The sequence below is a fragment of the Colwellia sp. 75C3 genome (genome assembly GCF_002836255.1).
Lineage (GTDB): Bacteria > Pseudomonadota > Gammaproteobacteria > Enterobacterales > Alteromonadaceae > Colwellia.
In genome coordinates, this window is record NZ_PJAU01000050.1 from 53,661 (window position 1) to 75,043 (window position 21,383).

Genomic DNA, 21,383 nt, shown 5'->3' on the forward strand with positions numbered 1-21,383 from the left:
ATAGCTGCTAAACGATGTTTAGCGGTTAATTTAGTTATACATGAGAATAAATAAAATGAAAAAAATTAAAATAATATTGATGTATGTTTTACTCTGGTTGAGTATAGGTTTTTCACAAGCATCAGACTTAAATAGGGAAAGTCTAAACGATACCTTGTCTAAAGAAAATATCGAGAAAGCGATTAGTAATATCATACTACTTTTGGAAAAAGAGTATATTTATCCAGAAAAAGCACTGTTAGTAGAAGAAGAGTTGAGACGTAAATTAGTCAATAATGAGTTTGATAAAATTAGTGATTGGTATTCTTTTATAAGAAGTCTTAATGCAATTATACGAGGTATTAGTGGTGATATGTACCTTGATATCGTTGAAACCAACCCTTCACTTACTCTTGAAAAAGCGCAAAAGAAAAGTGTGTTTAATATCCAGGATAGCTATGGAGTTGGTGGTGTAGATCTCCTTTCAGGTAATATAGGCTATATGAGGATGAATTACTTTTATCAAAATCATAATGCAAAAAATGAAATTTTTCACGCATTAAAAGAGTTATCTAAAGTGGACGCATTGATCATAGATTTACGGGATACGGAAGGTGATTCGATACCATTAGCGCAATATTTTATGAGTTTTTTTATAAAAGAAGGCACAATACTAAGTGAAATTCTTTATGACAAACAAAATAAGAGAAAGCGATTAAGAGCGTTTGAAAATAGTGGTAATGATAAGTTTAAGCATGACTTTCCTATTTATATACTTACATCGTCATTTCTTTCAAGTTCAGGAGAGTTTTTTTGCTATACCCTTAAGCATTTCAAAAAAGCCGTTATCGTTGGTGAAAAAACCATGGGCATTGCTCATGTGCTACAAAATCAGAAAATAAACAATTACATCAGTTTAAATATTCCAATAGCTATTCCTATAAATCCAACTACTCATTCGAATTGGGAAAAAACAGGTGTGACACCAGACTTAGATGTTGCAGCCAATTTAAGCTTAGATGCGGCTCATAAAATGGCAAAACAATATTTAGGTATATTTTAACTAGCATTATATTCGATAAATTAATACCAAATTGATTAAGTTCTTTCCCACTCAGCGAGAATTAAAAGGCTTAGAGGCAAGGCATTGATTGAAGAGAATGGTTATTCCCTTATCAAAATCAATAACGCCGCATAAAAGCCTTTTAAAATCGCCCTTGGGAGCTCATTGCTAAACTGATAACATCACAAAATTAATGAAATATAGAATAACTATGTTTAACAAATTTTGTTTGTTCTAAGCTCATCAATGAAGCTCTGAGTAGGGAAGAAATTTAATCAAATTGGTATAAGTAATGAGATTCATTATGAGCGAACGATATAAGCCGTAAATAGTGTTTTTTAAATATTAATATTCTGGCTAATGAAAGGCCAATAATGGCCTTTCATTAGTTATGTAAATCAATAAATAAGTGTGAAGTTTATTTTTTCAATGTCTCCGCTATATAACCATCAATAAAACGTTCCAAAATATTAAGAGGGACTGCGCCATTTTTAAGCACAACATCATGAAAATCACGTAGATCAAATTTATCACCTAATGCGATTTTTGCTTTCTCGCGTAATTCTAATATTTTCATCATGCCTACTTTATACGATGTTGCTTGGCCAGGCATTACTATGTATCGTTCAATTTCAGAAACTACATCTGATTGCGCCATACCTGTATTTGCTTTCATATAAGCAATAGCTTCTTCTCTGTTCCATTTTTTATAATGTATTCCAGTATCAACCACTAAGCGAACAGCTCTAAATAATTCAGCTTGTAGGCGACCAATGTTGTCAAATGGGTCGTCTTGAAAGCCCATTTCCCATGCTAAGTATTCACTGTATAACGCCCAGCCTTCTACATAAGCGGTAAATGGTGAAAACATTCTAAATAATGGTAAGCCTTCTAACTCCATCGCTACAGCAATTTGAAAATGATGACCAGGAATACCTTCATGGTAAGCTAGGGTTCTCATTGAATATTTTGGTGTTGCTTTAATATCATATAAGTTTGCAAAAAAGCGACCTGGGCGACTGCCATCTATTGCTGGTTGTTGATAATAAGCACCAGGAGCAGTTTTTTCTTTAAATTCTGGAATTCTAACAACTTCCATACCAGCATTAGGGCGAATTCTAAATGCTGAGTCTAAACCGGCATCTATTTCATCAAGAATTTTTTGATAATCAATTAAAATCTGTGCTCGACCAGCATCACTGTCTTCATAATAAAAGCTTTCCTGTGCTGCTAAACTTTCGATAGCAGTGGTAAACCCTTGAGACACATCATAATCTTGGCTGGCAAGAATAGTCATTATTTCTGACTGAATACGTTCCACTTCTTTTAAGCCAATATCATGTATATATTGGGGGGTGTAATCTGTAGTAGTGAAAAATTTTAACGAGCTTGCATAGGCTGCTTCTCCGTTTGGTAAACGCCAGAAACCATCATCGGTTGTTGCTTTTGATTGTAAGTTAGTAAAGTAATCAATCAGTAACTTGTAGGCAGGGTGCACATTTTCAGCAATATTAACTTTCGCTTTGGCTAATAATTTTACTTGAGCAGTGTTATCAATGTTGCCACTGTCTATCATTTTCTTTGCGAGTGATGTATACAGAATATTTTCTTCTATTGGTTTATCTACTAAAGCATTCATCTCTTCAAGAACACGTTTAATAACAAACAACGGTGGTATAATTCCCTTCTCTTCTCTGAGTTTTATTCCTTCAAGTTCTTGAGTAAATTTCAATTTTACTCGTGCTAAACGAGATAAGTAGTTTTCTACATCATCAGTGCTATTGATTTGATGTTGAGCTTCCATAAAGCTTGGGTATCCATTTTGAATACCAAACAATTGGTTTACAGGGTAACTGTGATAACGAAATTGTTCAGCTTCTTTTGCAGAATCTAATAAATACATCGCAATTTCTTTAGAAAGAAGATCTGCTTCGCTTAAACTATCGTCTTCATAATAGCTAAGTGTTTTATGCACTTCTTTTAATTTGATAAATAGCTCATCTGTTTTAGCAAGGCTAGCATCATCAAGTTCACCGTTATGCCCAGTGATACCTAATGACTCTAAAAAGCCTAAAGACGTTAATGTTTCAGGGCTTTCAAATGCCATCTTCAATACTTCTCGATCGACAAAAGATCTAAATCTCATCGGCTTATCAGAATTCCATTCGTAAGCAGCGAAACTACCACCAATAACGATAGCTGTGAGTAATAAAAGCCCAAGCCATTTAAATATTTTTTTAATCATAGTGTCCTCTAATTGCGCTACTTATTAAGCTATTTAAATCATGAGCTTAATAGTTAAAATGTATTTTGGTCGAATTGAATCTAACAAAATATTAACATTAAGTAAAAGAAAATGAATATTTCACAAAAGCAACAATACTACTTGGCAATGAACAGAAACTCTAAGCGGTAGTTCTTGAATTAATTGATGTACTCTAATTAGTGATAATACTCAGATTAATGTGTAGTGATGTGCAGCATTTTGAAAATTGAGAACGTTAATGTTTACACGATTAAACGTTTATGGAATAGAATCATTCTTGATGGTTTACTTCTACAGAGCGAACTTGAGCGTATGATGGATAATTCATTTACGTTAGTGGTGAGTAAAATGGCCAAGCGTGTCTAAATATTCATCTTTAATTATAATCGTTTTTAGAGGATGGTACTTTCGACCTTAATGGTAGTTCATTCGTCAAAGCAATCGTTCATTTCTTTCACTTAGGCCGTACATAATGAAAATTTCACTGCTCTTTTTACTGTTACTAACTTGTATTAGCTGTAGCGATGAGGCTGAGTTTTACTCGGTTGAGAGTTTCAATGACTCATTCACTAATGGCTTATTTATTTCAAAATTAATGAATAATAATATTCCATATCAATACGACTACCAGATGGGGGAGGACTATGTTTTAGTGCACTTTAGTTTTAAAGAGAGCTTAATCCAACTGCGTAAAGACAGTTTAAAAGAAGCAAAGTCACTTTCACTAATAAATCTTGAAAATGAATGTAGTCAGCAAAACTTATCTCAAAAATTCAAAGAATCTGATGTTTTTCATATGACTTTGAATAAACGAAGTATTCCTATGATTAGGGTGACTAATAAGGATCACAGTAGTCAAAAGGTATCCGCTATTTTAAATGCATATGATTGGCGCTGTGATTAATCAATTATTATGCTTTAGACTCTAAGTTATTACTAAATACTGAGATGACCACTACAGGTACTGTAGGTCCATGTAGGCAAAGTATTAATCTGTAGTAACATCTTTAAAATTATGATGTTCTTGGTTTCCATCAATTTTACATAACTTTACGCTTGCTTTACCCAACCTCACTTATATTAGTGCAAACTAAGTTGATGAAATATGATGACGCTAATTTTTAATAAAAAATAAAGCTAAGCTGTATTTTATAGGTTCATTTCATCTTTCTGCTAAGAGGTTGCGATTGTCATGTTAAACACATTACGTTTTCTTATACTCAGTACCCTATTTGTTATCCTTGCTAGTTGTGGCGGAGGGTCCACAGAAGAAGCTGAGGATCCAATAGTCATTCCAGTAGGAATCCCAGTCGAAGCGCCAATAGAAAGTCCGATCGAGCCGCCTGCAGAAGATGATAATGCACTAGTACAACCTAATATCTTGTTTATCATCTCTGATGATCAAGGCTTAGATGCCTCTGCTCAATATGATTTTAGTGACGATGTACCACAAACCCCTACGTTAAATATGCTGGCGCAACAGGGTATTACTTTCGAAAATATGTGGGTAACGCCAGCATGTTCAACAACGCGTAGTACTATTATTACCGGTAAATATGGGATTAATAATGGCGTTGAGTCCTTACCTGGGAATCTGTCAGCAGAACATGAAATATTACAACAGTATTTAAAGGGTAATGCCACTTCTGACAATTATCAGTCGGCAGTGTTTGGTAAATGGCATATAGGTGGCACTAGTGCAACACATCCCAATGATATTGGCGTTGATTATTATGCGGGTAATATAGGGAATTTATCTGACTACTACGATTGGTCACTTACTATCAATGGCGTGGTAGAAAACTCCACCGAATATCATTCAACTAAAATTACTGACTTAGCCCTTAACTGGGTAAGTGAACAAACAGCACCTTGGTTTGCATGGGTAGCTTATTCTGCACCACATTCGCCTTTTCATTTACCACCAACATCATTACATAGTCGAGATTTATCAGGAATATCCACTGATATCATTAACAACAAACGTGATTATTATTTAGCTGCGATTGAAGCGATGGATACCGAAATAGGGCGACTGTTAGATACCTTAGACAAAGATACGCGCAACAATACTATTATTATTTTTATTGGCGACAATGGTACGCCCAAGGCGGTTATAGATACTGCCGCTTATAGTGCAACTCACAGTAAATTCAGCTTATATCAAGGCGGTGTAGCTACTCCGTTTGTTGTTTCAGGAAAAGGCGTTTCACGTATAAATGAGAGAGAAACAGCCTTAGTTACCGCAACTGATTTGTATGCAACCATAGCAAATGTTGCCGGCGTAACTGATACTAAAATACATGATAGCCAAAGCTTTAAGTCGCTCTTCTCAGAGCAAGGAATATATGAGAGAAGCTATGTTTATACGGCATATAAATCTGAAGCAGTAACAGGGTGGACAACCCGTTCAGATAACTACAAGTTAATCGAGTTTGATGATGGAATACAAGAGTTCTATTCATTACAAGATGGCTTTTCAGAATCTGAAAATTTATTACCGACCAGTGACTATGTATTACTTGAAGCCATAAGAAATTTAGAAAGCTTTGCTACGGTCACTCAAGGAGATGTCTCTGAGGTTACTGAAGGAGCTATCGATATCACTAATGCGATATTGGAGAGCAAAAGTCAAAACTGTCTAGATTATATTGAGCAATTTACCTCAACGGTGAATGACATAAATAAAGGTCTTGTATTTCAGGGTGATCTTGTTATTTCTCAGATAGGCGATAAATGTGTTTTTAATACCAATGCCATTCCTAACCACGACTTTAATGATGGCGGTAGCGCATTTCCTAACAATGTGAGTGAACAAAATGATCAGTTTGAAATTACTGTATCCCCAACTAAAGCCAGTCAATTTACCCCGCTCTCTTTACAAGTAGACAATGCGATATTACTGAACGGTGTTAAGGTCGATCTTTTAGCTGCGGGTTGTTATGGCATAGGAAATGGAAAAGTTGGCTGTAATGATATGGCTCAAGCATGGCGTTATGATCCAATGCATGAAGCGAATGGTTTTGCGGTTGATTCACATAATGCGCATGCACAGCCTGATGGCACTTACCATTATCACGGATCACCATTAGCACTATTTGATGATACGGATAATCAAGAGTCCCCTGTGGTTGGTTTTGCCGCGGATGGTTTTCCGATATTTGGCTCAAATTTTAATGATGAAGGTACTATTCGCCAAGCGCAATCAAGCTACCGCTTAAAATCAGGTAATCGTCCTAATGGTGAAGGTGACCCCGGAGGCAGTTACGATGGAAAATATCGTGATGATTATGAATATGTTGAAGGACTTGGGGATTTAGATGAATGTAATGGTATGACAAAAGATAGCGCATATGGCTATTACATTACGCAGAGTTATCCTTATGTGTTGGCATGTTTTTCCGGAACGCCAGACAATAGTTTTACCAAGTAGTGATATAAAATGCATCGTTATTTAAGTCATGGGTAGATGGGAATGTAGTTTATTTCACACTAGAGCGCACTTACCTTAACTGTAACTGTTAACTCCCTAGTGTATTAAAGATAAAACCGTAAATTAATTATTATCCAAAAAACTTCTCACTTCGTTAAGTGCAGTGACTGAAAATCCATCATCGTAAAAATAGAGAATAATGCCATTCTTATCTAGCAGTACAACTCGTGCATTATTAGGATTTTCATTACCAGTGAAGGCTTGTACTTTATCACCATCTTTATAAACAGTAACAACCCCTTTCCATAGCGGTTTTGGAATACCAGAACGCATACCATTATTAATCAAGGTACTGAACATTTGTGGAAACAGTCCTTGAATAGTCGGTAGTTCATAGGCCGCGACTTTTGTTTTAGTCATGTCTAAACCGATTAACCAGCGATCAATATCAAACTGTGAGTTTTGTTTATAACCAATGAGTAATAACGTGAAGTCTTCCTTAAAATCTTCCGGCATATTCATGTTGTTTTTTTCAAGTGTTTGGCCACTGATAGAAGGAAAAGATTTTCCGGTAATATCTTGGTTTGGGTGATTAGTGCTACAGGCCGTTAGCAAACTAATGAAAAGACATAAAATAATAGTACGCATTTATACGTTCTCGTTTGTTATTACAATTATCTAACCTATACGATGCACTAAAGGATTTAGCTCATAACGGTTCAGGTTTTTTCTACTGTTTTTATATTTGCTTATATTTGCTTATATTTGATCTTAATGTGTCGTTATATCGTAAGAATATGATGAACCATTATATTCTCAACCTAAACACTCAAGTGATTACCTCATAACAAATCATGATAGATTTTATTAATAAACATGAAGTTGATAAATGGCAAATAACCAACGATGCGGTTATGGGCGGATGTTCTAATGGCAACATCAGCATTAGTGAAGAGCAAGGTATTTTCACGGGTAATATTTCACTAAAAAATAACGGTGGTTTTAGTGCCGTTTATCGCACCGTGAATTCACTGAATATTGGTCTTGAACATGTCACCATTGATATACAAGGTGATGGCGAAACTTACCAGGTTAGGTTGATAGTTAATGTTAGTGGTTACCGAATGGCTTATAAACACAGTTTTAATAGTATTGCTGGTCAGCGTCAGAAAATTAGATTTACACTGGCTGATTTTCAGGCGTCATTTCGTGGCCGTAATATCATGACGGCAGCAGTACTTAAATCGGAAGACATTGACCAAGTTGGGTTTTTAGTCACAAAAAAGGTAACAGGCCCATTTTTACTATCCATTTTTAGTCTTAAGTTTGGCAGGAGTTAAGCGATGAACAAAGTTAATCCTAAAGCGCTCATCCACAGTAAATGGACCAAGGTCGAAGTCACCAATAAAGAAAAACACTTTATCATCACAGAGGTTAAATTTGATGAAGACCAAAAGGTTGTTGACTGTGTCATAGAGGCAGTAATGACTAAAAAGGACTATGCGATTGATTGGCGTGAACTAAAGCTTAGCGATACGTGGCAAATAGGCTGGCAATAAATAATAAAGCCCATTTAACTAATATTTTACTCGCGATAGTTATACCTATTAGCGTTGTTATTAAAAATAATACTAGCCAATCAAATCAATAATGACCGATTTAATATACTTAGTGCGGCTATTTTCAAAAGAATGACGATTTTGGCAAAGGTATAAGGTTTCATTAACGGTATGTTTTAAATAATGTATGGTGATGTCATCTTGCTTATGAAAAGCATTCACGGCATGTGAGGGCAAGACAGTAAAACCTAAGCCTCGACTAACGGGTTCTAAAATTAAGCTAATTTGATTAGAAAATCCGGAATGTCGAAACTGATTAATATGTTCAAATTCACTATAGTTTTCACTTAATAATTGTTGTGTATGATGCTCAGCATCAGGATGACTTATAAATCCAAGCTCACTTAATACTTTCCAGTTAACGACGCTAATGTTTCTTGAAGTGATTAAAACTAACGGCTCTACTGCTATTGGGGTACTCATTAAGGCTGGGCTTTTAGTCTGCTCAGTGAGTAACCCAATATCCACTTTTCTATCTATTAAGTCTTGTTCTATGCTTGAGTTTGGCGCAAAACGATAATCAATAACTAATGTTGGATTCTGTTGTTGAATATCCAACAATTGTGGATATAACTTCAAACCAACACTGCCAGGTGTTGTTATTTTTACTGTTCCAATTAATGGTTCATCTTGTTTAATTGATGCAGCCATTTCTTCAGATGTTTTCAGTAATTCTTGACCCTGTTGATAGAGTTTCATTCCTGCATCAGTGAGTGAAAAAGACTTACCTTCGCGAAGTAATAATAAGGTGTCTAGATACTGCTCCAATTTCTTTATGTGCTGACTAACGCCAGATTGCGTCATAAATAACTTATCAGCGGTTTTTGTAAAATGGCCGATATCAACAAGGCAGCAGAAGGTTTTTAACCAAACAAGATTTATCATTACAAAATGCTCTCACAACTATAGATTATGATAATTTTACGTAATTAATTGTGTTGCGTAAATGGTATTCATCTATATAGAGCCGATTAAAAATACCTTTGGTAATATTTAAGAAATGTATAGCCACCGTTATGAATTATCTTATGCTGCGGGCGCTTATTAATTATATAAAGAACAAACGTTAGATGAGAAGCCTTAGCACGTTATAAAGTGCTAAGGCTTACTTGTTATGGTTAGCTGAATCAGTTATTAAAGTCTGTTAACTATTGCTTTAATTATAACTATTAACGTTAATAACTCCGCTGTCTATTTCTAATCACAGCACACGCTATTTTATCCCACGCTAAACTATTATAACTGGCGACCATGTCATGTTTTACTTCATTCCATAAAGGCTGCAACGCTTTATTTAGTTTAAATACGGCAACATAATCGTGCTCTACTACAATAAATTGATTTTTATAAGGCAGCAGCCATTTTGATGTCACACTTTTTAGCAAAGTCTCTTCAGCTTGCGAGTAATCGGCAAACCATTCATTAATAAAACCGCCACAGTTTTCTGGGTAAAAGAAAGTGCCCATGTTTATCATCACTAACGATGGTCTCGCACCAGATAAAAGCTGTTGCGCTTCATGCCAATCTTTAAAGCCTAATTCAATGGCAACTAGAGCTAAGCAGTGTTTAAGTTTTAATTCATCGAGTGAAGTAACGGCAATTTTTTTTAACGGTATTTTCATACTATTTACTAAGCTAGGCTCTGACTTTAATGCTTTTAATAACTTCTTGGCTTGGGTTTTTACTTCGTTTAATGCGTATTCCATTGTATACCTCTACTTCAACTCAATGCTTGTATGAAATGAAAAGGTATTAGCTAAGGATAATTCGAAGCTAGCAGTAAAAGTGTTTATTGATAATAGGTTGTATGCTTCACATATAACCAAACATATCATTAGCAAAAAGAGCTTGCCGAATGTAGATGTGCATTTGGTAGTAATACAGTGGTTATAGTTGGTTTTTAATTCTATTTTTGGGAAGTATTCAGGGCAAGCCTGATGATTTTCTTGAAAGATCACAATTCAATTCCTCTAAGTAAATTGGCATTCCGCAAAGCCTACTTAGTTCGTATTGAACTGATTAATCATTGATACCAGAGTGAATTCATCTTGAGCGGAAAAGGCGTCTCTGCAACCTGCACAAGAGTTTAGGCGGATTCATTTTTCATGTCAACTTTATGTTTATGGGATGAATAAATCAATTGTAAACACATTAGGAACCCAAGGTGTTTAAAGATACTCAGCACTAAAAACCTTCTTTGACTTCAAAAGTTAAACGCTCTTTAGTGATGGGATGTAAAAAGCTCAAACGCTGTGCATGTAAATGAAGTCTATTAGCCGTGGTACCATATAAGCCATCACCAATAATGGGGGTGTTAAGTCCGTCAGGATGCGCGCAATGCATGCGTAGCTGATGCGTTCTGCCTGTAATAGGGTATAAAAATAACTTACTGGTATTACCTATTTCTTCAATAAGCTGCCAATGCGTTTCCGCATACTTACCATGTTCATGACATACCATTTGCTTTGGCCTATCATCATAGTCACCACGAAGGGGTAAACATATTTCACCAATGGATTTTTCTAATTTACCTTCAATAGTAGCGACATAACGTTTGCTCACTTCTTTATCAAGAAATTGTTGTTGCAAGTTTTTGTGAGCACGTTGATTTAACGCCAACATTAACAAGCCAGAAGTAGCCATATCTAATCTATGGACAATCAAACTACCAGTGGCTTGAGGAAATTGTTCTTTAATACGCGTATATACGGAGTCTTTAATCGACTTTCCAGGAACAGATAATAAACCTGCTGGTTTATTAACTACCACAACATGCTCGTCTTGAAAAACAATATCTAGATCTAACCCTTCAGCCGGATTAATCAACAAAGGGTTTTCATCTACATCCATACCCGTAAGCATGTGAGCTAAAATGGGTTGGCACTTACCTTGGCAGGAAGGGTAGAAGTGTTTATGTTTTCTGATTTCTGATTTAGGCTGCTTTCCCCACCAAAATTCTGCCATACATAATGGTGTTAGTTTATGTTCAAAAGCATACTGCAATAGCTTTGGTGCTGCGCAATCACCAGAGCCAGCTGGTGGCTTTTGTACTATAGTGTCGGCAAAAATCTCAGTTAAGTCTTTACGTTCCCCTTTACAGTTTAACATTTGGTATTGTTTGAAAAAGTGCTTTTGTAGTTTTGCGGAGCGCTTTTTTCTTATCTTTTTTAGTGACTCTATCTCATCAGTCAGTTGCTGTAATTTACTGGCGGTTAAGTCCATGCTTGTTTGATGATGTAGCTTTAATGCTTGCAGCGCTTTTTTATCCGTTACGCTGGCGCGAGATAGTTCAATGCTAATGTTTCTGTGTTCGTCTTCAGGTAAATCTGCAGAGCTAAGCCAAGCACGTTTTTCTTTACGCGCTTTCTTATTCTCTCGCATTTGTTGCTGCAGCGATTGTATGTCTTCATCAGACTTAGTGACTTCAGTAGCCAATAAAATAGTTAACTTACTAATATCAGCATTAGCCGCGAGTCGGGTAATGGTTGTGTTGATATCATTAATTTCAACTTGCTGTGTTTTCTCAAACTCACTCTGTTCATAGGCTTGATGTATTGTGGGAACAAAGTTAATCACAGCATCAGTATCGCCACGCCACTCATTGGCATTACCGGAAAGAGCTGATAAGTAACCAAGGGATCCTTCATCATCTTTAACAATTAATACGCCATACATTCTGCCTTGCTGCTCAGTATCAACAGGATGAAATCTTTTCAGTTTCAGCTGTAACTCTTCACTGGCCGCCAAAGCCAATGCATGGGCTTGATAATGAAAAGGATAAGTAAATTTCGCAGGTAATGGGTATTGACTAATGTCACTAGTGAATTTTGTCAAACAGGATGAGCGGCAGGTATTAAGCATGATAGGGAATTAGACAAATAGGTTATAAATCGTTAATAAAGAAAAACCACGCCGACGTATGCCTAAGCGATGCTTTATAAATAGTGTCTATTCTAATCGTTATCACTAATGACTGCACTGCTTAAATACTAATAAAATAGAGGGCCTTCACAAATGGAGGCCTCTCTATTTTATTAAGGTTAATTTTATTATCTCTATGGGTAATGTATTATTAAAAGTGTGAGCTGTATAAACGTAGAGTTGTTGTGGGCTGTACCATTCAGTACACTTAATTAGTAATACCCGCTAACTTCCACTGGTAATAATTCTAGTACTAATACCACTGGTAATTAAGGCCTCATTACTAGGTAACTCTTCATTACCAGCTAATAAGTAGATAACTTGTTGGCCTTTTTGAGCAAGCTCTAAAGCATGCTGATAATTGAGCATAATAGTCGAATTGACACTTTGCGGATATTTTTCGGCATCGCGGCGAACATATTCAATTAACTCAATGTTGACATTGCCATCATAAAAAACAGCATCAGTAAATTGTAAAGCGCGATGAGCATTCAAGGTTAAATTATCAGGATTACCTTCAAGGGTTTGAATAAAAATAATTTCACCTTGAGCAGGTGCAATTTTCTCTTTTAAACTAGCAATCAATTGTTGCTCAGCTTCTTGTTGCTTACCATCAAGCAAGTCTTGTCCTATTGAACCACGTAAAACACTTTCCCAAAAGGTGCGGCGATTAGGTATTCCTTTGATACGAGCTTTGACATGATCGCGGAATTTGAATGAAAAATCAGCCAAACGGCCGTAACCTTGCGGTAAAATCTTTTCTATCTGTTCTCGTAGCATACGTATAAGAATAGGTGCACTGCCTGAGCTTGAAAGCGCAATAATCATCGGTGAACGATCAATAATCGCTGGCGTGATATAAGTACATAGGGCAGGTTGGTCAACCACATTAGCAAGAATGTTAAATTCTAGCGCTTCATAATAAACTTGCTCATTAACGGCGGTATCATCGGTGGCGGCAATCACTAAGGTAATTTTGGTTAACAAGCCTGCTTTATAGTTATGCTGTAACCATGTTAGTTGATTCTCGTTAATTAAACGTTCAACACCTTCAGAAACACTCTCAGCCATAATGGTGATTTGTGTCGTGGTCTTTAACAGTAATTCAATTTTACGGGCAGCAACGTCGCCACCGCCAACCACCATGGCATTAATTTTACTACCATCAAGAAAAACGGGAAAATACTTCATCTACAAACCAACTTTGTTACTTATCAATCTTATATGTTCACATTAACATAGCAGAAAAGATAAAACCTTAATCTGTATTAAGTTGATGCTTTCGTTGCTGATAGTTATGTTATGGTTTAATTAACGTTAACTTTGATTCACTGACTGCCAAGCCATTGGCATCACCATAAATAGTCCAACCAGGAATAAAATCAATATTGGCAAAGTTAACGGTAATGTTAGTGTCACCAACACCCCACTTCTCTGTTTTTATTGGATTACAACCAAGCGCTTTTACCGCAATAGCTAAGGTGCTAATAGTTCCTGCATCACGAATACAGCCATTGATAACCACAGCTCGCCAATTATTTTTTACCGCATTTTCTGCTATCATATCGCCTAAAAGAGCGCGGTTCATACTGCCTTTACCATCAACTACTAATACTTTACCGGTACCGTCAGTTGCTAATAGCTCTTTCACTTTCGAATTATCTTCAAAGCAGCTCACAGTAACTATCTCGCCATAAAAGATAATTTTCTTGCCATAATCAATAAATGCTTTATCAGCAAGACTAAGTTGCTCAGGATATTCATCAAATAAATCGGGTAATAAATCTAGCATGGTATTTTCCTTTTTATCATTATTTTTCCCTACTCTAGCAGTAATGAATGATAAACTAGCATCAAGCTTATTTATTGCTACTATTTGCCAATTACATCGTCCTTTGTCTCAAGGACAACCACAGCGACAACGCGTAGCAGCAAACACAAAATACCAGTAGAGAAAATTAGATGCCTTGGATACAACTTAGATTAAGTGCCAACGAAGATAACGCCGAAAAATATAGTGACTGGCTTTCAGCCTGTGGCTCACAAGCCGTTACTTTTGTCGATGCACAAGACACCCCAATATATGAGCCATTACCTGGTGATGAAGTTCTCTACTGGTCGAATACTGTCGTCATGGGGTTATTTGAAGCAAGTCACGATATGGATAAAGTGATCAGCTATTTGAAAAGTATTCATCCAGATAAAGAAGAGATGCTTTATAAATTAGAGCAACTAGAAGACAAAGACTGGGAACGTGAATGGATGGACAACTTCCACCCAATGAAGTTTGGCGAACGCTTATGGGTTTGTCCTAGCTGGCGCGATGTTCCAGATCCTGATGCGGTTAATGTTATGTTAGATCCAGGCCTTGCTTTTGGTACAGGAACTCACCCAACCACGGCTTTATGTTTAACTTGGTTAGATGGCTTAGACTTACAAGATAAAACAGTAGTCGATTTTGGTTGTGGCTCAGGCATTTTATCATTAGCAGCACTTAAGTTAGGTGCTAAGAAAGTTATTGGTATTGATATCGACCCACAAGCACTGCAAGCAAGTCTTGCTAATGCAGAACGTAATAATGTTTCCGATAGACTTGAATTATATTTACCGAAAGATCAGCCTGCATTTAAAGCTGATGTAGTGGTGGCAAATATTCTAGCCGGACCATTACGCGAGTTAGCGCCAACTATCATGGAATTTGTTGGTGATAAAGGCTTGTTAGCATTATCTGGCGTATTAGAAGAGCAAGCTGAAGTATTACAAACAATGTACGGGCAATGGTGTGATATGGAACCAGTCAGCGTACAAGAAGAATGGGTACGCTTAAACGGACAGCGAAAGTAAGCACAAATTATTTAGCGTCCCCTTTAAGTAATACAGTGATATGTGCAAACTGATCTTGCCTAAGTGTCATCCCCGAAGTTTCTAATCGGGGATCCAGCTCATGTTCTAATCAACGCAACTTATCCAGTTTTTACTCTCTCAGCAATTAAGAAGTAATACTCCATGAGTTGTCTAATGGTTTTTCTTTGTTTGGCGGTTCAAACAATATCACTTGATTACGACCAGTATTCTTAGCGATATACATTGCGCTATCGGCATCTTTAAGTAAGTCGGTTAAACGAAAACCAGAACGTGTTAAATCAGTAACACCAAAACTTGCGGTAAGAGAAAAATTACTGCCCGAAGTTTTACTAATAATGCTTTCTATAGCAACTCGACACGCTTCAGCTCTACTATGTGCTTTATCAATATTCGTACTGGGTAATAACAAACAGAACTCTTCTCCACCTAATCGAGCAAAGACGTCATTACTTTTACCTATGGCTTGGCAAACTTTAATGGTTTCTTTTAATGCCCAATCGCCACAAAGATGACCATGATTATCATTAATTTTTTTGAAATGGTCTAAATCAAACATGATGACACTTAATTCTTGCTGAGCAGTTTTACAATATCTTAAGGCACTAATCGCCACATAATTAAAATGCCTGCGATTGTATATGCCGGTTAACTCATCACTTTCAGATAGTATCTTTACCCGTTTATGAACGCGCCATAAATGCGTGCCCCATACCGTCAATATACTTATTAATAAAATCAGAATCGCAATGGCTAATTGCACATTGTGTATCTTAGTTTCGGCTAAAGCTTGTTTAGTCGTTAGCAAATTATTTTGCTCATTCAGTAATTTTATTTTACTGGCTTGCTCCAAACTATCATGCTCAGCGAGTTGAAACGCTAGGTGTTTAGCCTTTACTTCATCAAGAAATGCTTTATCGAATAGCGAATACTGTTTGAAATAACGTAGTGCCAAAATGGGTTTTTTTTGTTTCTCCGCGACTTGGTATAATACTTGGTAGCTATCTCGGCCACGTTCTACACCAGTATTCTCCTTGTTGAGTAACATCGCTTTAGTGGCATAATATTTGGCATTGTCCATGTCATTTAATTGGTAATATGCTTGGGCAATAATATTATCAACAGCGGCTATAAGCATTGGGTACAAGGTACTTTCTACTTCATTAACGTAAGGTAAAAGTAAATTGAGCGCGTGTTCAGGTGCCTTTAATTGTAAGTACAAGTTGGCTTGATGTCGGCGTATTGAATTGGCGCCAATTTTATTTTTGCTCGCAATACAGCGCTTTAACGCATCATTAAGCGCTAGGCTATTTACCTTAAGTTGTCCTAAGTTAAATTTTGCATCGAAGTAATATTGCTTAGCAAAGCATCTGTTCTGGGGTGATAGTTCATGTTGCTCTAATTGTGAAATATGTTCTAACGCTAAATTATATTGTTTTACGCTTATATAAAATAGAACCGTAGCTAACAAACTACTCTGAATTATCTTCTCATTGTCAATTTTATCTATAATCGCATTATTATCAGCAATGTATTGCAAACCATCCGTCCATTTTTGGTTGATAGCAGACAAATTAATGAGGGTATGATTGGCTCTGAATTTAAGTAATGTATCAGTACTTGATAGTAAAATGGCTTTAAGTGTTTTTTCCGCTTTGTCATGCTCGCCAATGTAGGCAAAATGATAACCCTGCAAATAATTATAAAACTCTTGATGTTCGGTAGTAAAGTGGGCTTTTTGTTGATTGAGTTCTTCGAGTAACCTCCTAAACAACTTTGGATCACTTAAGCGGCTTTCATCAGCAAGGGTAAAATTTTTGGCGATATCTTCACTGATAATAAGGGCATCAGCTAAATGAGGTTTTTCTTCACTTGCCCAGACAATATGCACAGAGGTAAGTAACAAACAAAGTAATAGCGGTCTAACAGCAATAAAAAAATCGACGAGTAAGGGATAAATAGCCTGTAGGTGACTATTTGTTTTTTGAGTTACGTTGATGTTAGGCCGAGGGCTTGCTTCTATCACGCTTATTTATTTCCTGACTTGGCAGAAATGCACGCTTATTTATTCTCAGTTCATCGCATGACCGAGAATTAATAAGTGTGCAGAACTAGTCATTGTAAATCGAAAATATTTAATCGTTAATCAATAGAGTGGTACAGCAACTCACTAACTAATGCATTGAATCTAGTATAGCAGTAAAGCACTGTACTCGTATGGATGTAGGGCGAAATAGGCAGTTCTACTATGAATTATAAACATATGTGCTAAACGTTTAAATTAATGACATTGAAGTGTTTTTGAGGGATTAGCTTAACGAATAGCACGCGTTTTAGGTTAAATTCATTAGCCGAAAATCAAATAAAAAAACCCATACTCAGGGCGGTTACCTAGACCAAGTATGGGGTGCTGGCATAAAATGCCTTGTTCATATTACTTAAGGGAGTAGTAAATTAATACTTTTCAGTCCTTCATTTATGCAAGCTATCTTTGCTTAGCGCGGGTTACACCTGCCAAGGCCAATAAAGCTAAAGCAAAAATGGCTAATGTGCTGGGTTCGGGTATGGTGTCTCCCTCAAAATCTACTGTACCACTAGTATTATAAGGGGAACTCGAAGAAAATTGAGCAGAACCAGATAATGATATATCAGAGCCACCAAGACCCTCCGGTTCACCATTCGTATCAAAATTACCAAAGGCTAAACCGTCAGTCACAGATAATAAGCCTTCGGTGAAACCTGCATTTATCGTACCTGAAATTATAGCGAAGCTATCAAACCCACCTTCTAACCAAACAACACCATCTTGTGCTGCTGCATAATTATCTTCGTGAATAGCAAGCAAATCAAACTCCTCTGAAGAATCACTAAATAATGTAAACCAAGCATCTGTTTCATCAAAGCTCAGCATATCACCCTCAAGTTTTAGACCACCGAAAGCATAGGTTAGCTCACAACCATCACAAAGATACGCTGATGCTGATGTTAAACCATTTAGTGCTGTAATTATTCCAAAGCCAGTTAGAAAATAGTCATTTTCAGGGGGATTATTAGTGGTAAAATCTGTAACAATATCAGCAGTTGTCACTGCACCTGTTATATCGTCACCTGTTATTATATTTGCATCAGATTCGCCATTATTATTGGTAGTAAACCATTGTTTGAAAGAAGAGCCTGCAGAAAAATCGAGGACAGAATCAGGGTCCCAAGTTACCACGCCAGCGGTTATTGGTGTTGCCAAGGCACTTGCACTTGCTAACATTAGCAAACCAATCGCCAATAAACTTTTTAAAGCTTTCTTCGTTTTACCTTTTATTTTTACTATAAGTTGTTTTATTAATTTTTTCATTTTCCTTTCCTCTATCATGTTTAAATAATGAACAAGACCAGAACAATATTAACTAATATAATCACAGTAAGAACAAAGCAATTAGTACACCAACAAGGCAAATGACTTATTTAGTTTTTAATTTACAGTAGCTTAAAAAGTGACCAGTCAAGAGGTGGGGGAACGGCAATGCCTTTGTGTAAAAAAGGCTGACATAAATGAAAATAAAAGCGAAGCTACACAGCTAAAAGCCTTTGTTTTAGTCTCTTCAGTAAAAATAACAGAAATAAGTTTTCAATATAAAAAGAGTAATTAAAAGAAAAACAACGAAAAAACAACTGACTGTACAATAAATAAACGCTACAGGAGTTATGTAAAATATACTGACACTCGTTCATAGCTAGTTAACAATTAGTTGTCTAAAACAGTAGGCAGCGAATAAGGCATCTAAATTGGAGAATTCAATCCAGCAAATATTGTTCTCTTTAACGGGGCCCTGTTGTTCTTTTGATGACCTCATCACCCAATAAATACAATGCTAAATATTTTTCTTTCCAGTAATGGCACTGCTGATGAGTAAGGTTTTATTCATCTGTCATGGTGAAAATGCTTTGAGGTTAAGTGCACGCTTTTATTCTATTGCCCAGGCAGTATTAGCTGAAGCAAGCAACAAACAAAGTAATAGCGGTTTAACAGCAATAAAAAATCGAAGGTCAAGGGAAAATAGCCTGTAGGTGACTATTTTTTTTTGAGTTAAGTTAATGTTAGGCCGGGGGCTTACTTCTATCACGCTTATTTATTTCCTGACAAGGCCGTAATACGCGCTTATTTATTCTTATTTCATTCCATGATAGAGAATTAACAGGTGTATAGAACTAGTCATTGTAAATCGAAAATATTTAATCGTTAATCAATAGAGTGGTACAGCAACTCACTAACTAATGCATTGAATCTAGTATAGCAGTAAAGCACTGTACTCGTGGGATGAGAGGAAATTTTTCAGGGATAAATAGATGGACCTACAATTAAGAAACAACACTCCATGAGTTATCTAACGGCTCTCCATTTTCATCTTCTTTAGGTTCAAAAACTGTCAGCCTATTTCGCCCCGCATGTTTAGATTCATAAGCAGCAAAGTCAGCATCTGTTAATAGCTTCTCTAAATCAAACCCAGACCGCGTCACATCAGTTATACCGAAGCTAGCCGTAATAGCAAAGTTATTACCAGACTCCTCAGTAATCGTATTTTCAATAGCAGCGCGACAAGCTTCAGCACGTAAAACTGCAGCATCAATATTGCAACTTGGTAATAAAATACAAAATTCTTCGCCGCCTAAACGAGCAAATATATCATTTTTTCGACCAATATTTTCACACACTCTAATCGTTTCTTTTAACGCCCAGTCACCACAGATATGGCCAAAAGTATCATTAATTTTTTTAAAGTTATCTAAATCAAACATGATCAGACTTAAATCTTGTTCAGCACTTTTACAATATTTTAATGTGCTCATGGCAATTTGTGCAAAGTGTCTTCGGTTATATATACCGGTTAACTCATCATGCTCAGACAATGCTTTGACCCGTTTATGAGAGCGCCATAAGCGAGCCCCGCCAAGTGTTAACATAATAATAATAAATGTCATTACGGTAATAATCTGCTGAATATTAGCAACTTTAGTATTGGCTAATGCATGCTCGGTAGCTAAAAAATTATTTTTTTCGTTCAATAGTGTTATTTGACTTTCATGATCAAAAGTTTGTAATTCAGCCAACTGAAATGCCAAATACTTAGATCTCTCACCCTTTAAACGCTCTGTTTCGGACTCACTAAATTTCTCATGATAGCTCAATGCTAAGTCGATTTTTTTTTCTTGTTTAGCGATAAGATAAAGAAGCCTGTAACTATCAGTATTCTGAAAAGCATCGATGTATTTATTGGTTTTTACTGCTTCTAATGCGTATTTTTTTGCGTTATGTAAGTTATCTATTTTAAAGTAACTATTAGCTAATATGTTGTGCATGCGAACAGTCAGCATTGGGTAGAGAGTTGCATTGATTTCATCATAGTGAGGCAATAATGAAGTAAGCGCTTTACTAGCTTCATGCGCTTTTAAATATAAGTTGGCTCGGTATACACGAATGATATTGGTATATACCTTATTCTCTGCATTCATACATATGTTTAAAGCAGTATCAATACTCTTATCATCTGGTTTTATTTGTTGAAGATTCATTCTTGCTTCAAGTGATAGCTGCTCTACAAAACAATTATGCTGCAAAGATAAGCTCTCACGTTTAATTAAAGCGACCTCATTGAGGACTAAATTATATTGTTGAATTTGGTTGTAAAACATCATGGCAGTAAGAATGCTTACTTGATAATGCTCCTCATCATGAATCAAAGAGAGCATTTCTTTATTTAAAGCAATATGCCTTAAACCATCAGACCAGTCCTTTTTTGCTGCCGCAACGTTTATTAACGTGTAGTTAGCTCTAAACCTAATCAAATTGTTTGCACTAGACGCTAATATTTCTGTAAATAGGTTCTCTGCGAGATCATATTCACCACGGTAAGTTGCTAAATAACCTTGAAGAAATTGGTAATAGTAGCGTTGTTCTACTGTGAATGAATCCGTTACCTGCGACAACTCGAACAATAATTGTTGGTATACCTGTGGGTCATCGCGTCTATTTTTATCCGCTAGTAAAAGCTTATCAGATATCTCTTGAGAATTTATTCTAAATGGTTCATGCGGTGTTATGTTATCAGGTTGAAAATTAGAGGCAGCGACTACTTTACTCGATGTAGTGCAAACTAAAACGGTAATAGATAGCGATAGGAGTATAAGCCACTTCTTTGAGTGACAACTGTCTTTTAGTTCCTTTAAAATGCAGATGTTATTCATGTT

At 36.3% G+C, this 21,383-nt stretch carries 19 protein-coding genes; 9 read left to right on the forward strand and 10 right to left on the reverse strand.

What is annotated here, in order from left to right:
- Window positions 1-55 precede the first annotated feature (55 nt).
- Complete coding sequence (locus CXF85_RS11615) at window positions 56-1,042, forward strand: S41 family peptidase (RefSeq protein ID WP_157829087.1); 987 nt, start codon at window positions 56-58, stop codon at window positions 1,040-1,042.
- Window positions 1,043-1,460: 418 nt separating this feature from the next.
- Here CXF85_RS11615 and CXF85_RS11620 read toward each other — a convergent pair whose 3' ends face one another.
- On the reverse strand, window positions 1,461-3,287 hold the full coding sequence (locus CXF85_RS11620) for a DUF885 domain-containing protein (protein ID WP_101228700.1): 1,827 nt from the start codon (window positions 3,285-3,287) through the stop codon (window positions 1,461-1,463).
- A 240-nt stretch (window positions 3,288-3,527) separates the two neighbouring features.
- Here CXF85_RS11620 and CXF85_RS22965 point away from each other — a divergent pair, with 240 nt between their 5' ends.
- From CXF85_RS22965 to CXF85_RS11630, 3 genes are all read left to right on the forward strand, one after another.
- Window positions 3,528-3,674, forward strand: a complete 147-nt coding sequence (locus CXF85_RS22965; RefSeq protein WP_198555608.1) for a hypothetical protein — start codon at window positions 3,528-3,530, stop codon at window positions 3,672-3,674.
- Window positions 3,675-3,780: 106 nt separating this feature from the next.
- Window positions 3,781-4,212: a hypothetical protein gene (locus CXF85_RS11625; protein WP_101228701.1), complete on the forward strand. Its 432-nt coding sequence runs from the start codon at window positions 3,781-3,783 to the stop codon at window positions 4,210-4,212.
- Between the two features lie 288 nt (window positions 4,213-4,500).
- Window positions 4,501-6,741: a YHYH protein gene (locus CXF85_RS11630; protein WP_101228702.1), complete on the forward strand. Its 2,241-nt coding sequence runs from the start codon at window positions 4,501-4,503 to the stop codon at window positions 6,739-6,741.
- 123 nt (window positions 6,742-6,864) lie between these two features.
- Here CXF85_RS11630 and CXF85_RS11635 read toward each other — a convergent pair whose 3' ends face one another.
- A complete protein-coding gene (locus tag CXF85_RS11635) occupies window positions 6,865-7,389 on the reverse strand; it encodes a hypothetical protein (RefSeq protein WP_101228703.1) in 525 nt (174 codons plus the stop codon).
- Between the two features lie 206 nt (window positions 7,390-7,595).
- Here CXF85_RS11635 and CXF85_RS11640 point away from each other — a divergent pair, with 206 nt between their 5' ends.
- Together CXF85_RS11640 and CXF85_RS11645 are read left to right on the forward strand one after the other, a co-directional pair.
- Window positions 7,596-8,081 (forward strand): CIA30 family protein, encoded by a 486-nt coding sequence (locus CXF85_RS11640; RefSeq protein ID WP_101228704.1) that lies wholly within the window; start codon window positions 7,596-7,598, stop codon window positions 8,079-8,081.
- 3 nt (window positions 8,082-8,084) lie between these two features.
- The gene (locus CXF85_RS11645; RefSeq protein WP_101228705.1) at window positions 8,085-8,300 is read left to right on the forward strand and encodes a TIGR02450 family Trp-rich protein; all 216 of its coding nucleotides are present in this window, start codon (window positions 8,085-8,087) and stop codon (window positions 8,298-8,300) included.
- Between the two features lie 72 nt (window positions 8,301-8,372).
- Here the strand turns inward: CXF85_RS11645 and CXF85_RS11650 are convergent, their stop codons facing one another.
- The 5 genes from CXF85_RS11650 to CXF85_RS11670 form a co-directional block, all read right to left on the reverse strand.
- Window positions 8,373-9,245, reverse strand: a complete 873-nt coding sequence (locus CXF85_RS11650) for a LysR family transcriptional regulator (RefSeq protein WP_101228706.1) — start codon at window positions 9,243-9,245, stop codon at window positions 8,373-8,375.
- Window positions 9,246-9,535: 290 nt separating this feature from the next.
- Window positions 9,536-10,066 carry a hypothetical protein gene (locus CXF85_RS11655; RefSeq protein WP_101228707.1) on the reverse strand — a complete coding sequence of 177 codons (531 nt, stop codon included), beginning with the start codon at window positions 10,064-10,066 and terminating at the stop codon, window positions 9,536-9,538.
- 478 nt (window positions 10,067-10,544) lie between these two features.
- Complete coding sequence (locus CXF85_RS11660; protein ID WP_332870689.1) at window positions 10,545-12,194, reverse strand: RluA family pseudouridine synthase; 1,650 nt, start codon at window positions 12,192-12,194, stop codon at window positions 10,545-10,547.
- A gap of 312 nt (window positions 12,195-12,506) precedes the next feature.
- Window positions 12,507-13,472 (reverse strand): NAD(P)-dependent oxidoreductase, encoded by a 966-nt coding sequence (locus tag CXF85_RS11665; protein ID WP_101228709.1) that lies wholly within the window; start codon window positions 13,470-13,472, stop codon window positions 12,507-12,509.
- Between the two features lie 109 nt (window positions 13,473-13,581).
- Window positions 13,582-14,073: a putative 4-hydroxy-4-methyl-2-oxoglutarate aldolase gene (locus CXF85_RS11670; RefSeq protein WP_101228710.1), complete on the reverse strand. Its 492-nt coding sequence runs from the start codon at window positions 14,071-14,073 to the stop codon at window positions 13,582-13,584.
- On the opposite strand from CXF85_RS11670, the gene CXF85_RS22785 reads away from it, so the two are divergent.
- Window positions 14,072-14,233: a hypothetical protein gene (locus CXF85_RS22785; RefSeq protein WP_157829088.1), complete on the forward strand. Its 162-nt coding sequence runs from the start codon at window positions 14,072-14,074 to the stop codon at window positions 14,231-14,233. The genes CXF85_RS11670 and CXF85_RS22785 overlap by 2 nt on opposite strands.
- Before the next feature lie 10 nt (window positions 14,234-14,243).
- Complete coding sequence (gene prmA / locus CXF85_RS11675) at window positions 14,244-15,125, forward strand: 50S ribosomal protein L11 methyltransferase (protein ID WP_101228711.1); 882 nt, start codon at window positions 14,244-14,246, stop codon at window positions 15,123-15,125.
- A gap of 145 nt (window positions 15,126-15,270) precedes the next feature.
- Here the strand turns inward: prmA and CXF85_RS11680 are convergent, their stop codons facing one another.
- Together CXF85_RS11680 and CXF85_RS11685 are read right to left on the reverse strand one after the other, a co-directional pair.
- Window positions 15,271-17,169: a GGDEF domain-containing protein gene (locus tag CXF85_RS11680; protein WP_232771171.1), complete on the reverse strand. Its 1,899-nt coding sequence runs from the start codon at window positions 17,167-17,169 to the stop codon at window positions 15,271-15,273.
- A 459-nt stretch (window positions 17,170-17,628) separates the two neighbouring features.
- Window positions 17,629-18,492 (reverse strand): PEP-CTERM sorting domain-containing protein, encoded by an 864-nt coding sequence (locus CXF85_RS11685; protein ID WP_101228712.1) that lies wholly within the window; start codon window positions 18,490-18,492, stop codon window positions 17,629-17,631.
- 551 nt (window positions 18,493-19,043) lie between these two features.
- On the opposite strand from CXF85_RS11685, the gene CXF85_RS22790 reads away from it, so the two are divergent.
- The gene (locus CXF85_RS22790) at window positions 19,044-19,205 is read left to right on the forward strand and encodes a hypothetical protein (protein ID WP_157829089.1); all 162 of its coding nucleotides are present in this window, start codon (window positions 19,044-19,046) and stop codon (window positions 19,203-19,205) included.
- Between the two features lie 291 nt (window positions 19,206-19,496).
- Here the strand turns inward: CXF85_RS22790 and CXF85_RS11690 are convergent, their stop codons facing one another.
- Window positions 19,497-21,380, reverse strand: coding sequence for a tetratricopeptide repeat-containing diguanylate cyclase (locus CXF85_RS11690; RefSeq protein ID WP_101228713.1), 1,884 nt, complete (start codon window positions 21,378-21,380; stop codon window positions 19,497-19,499).
- Window positions 21,381-21,383 lie beyond the last annotated feature (3 nt).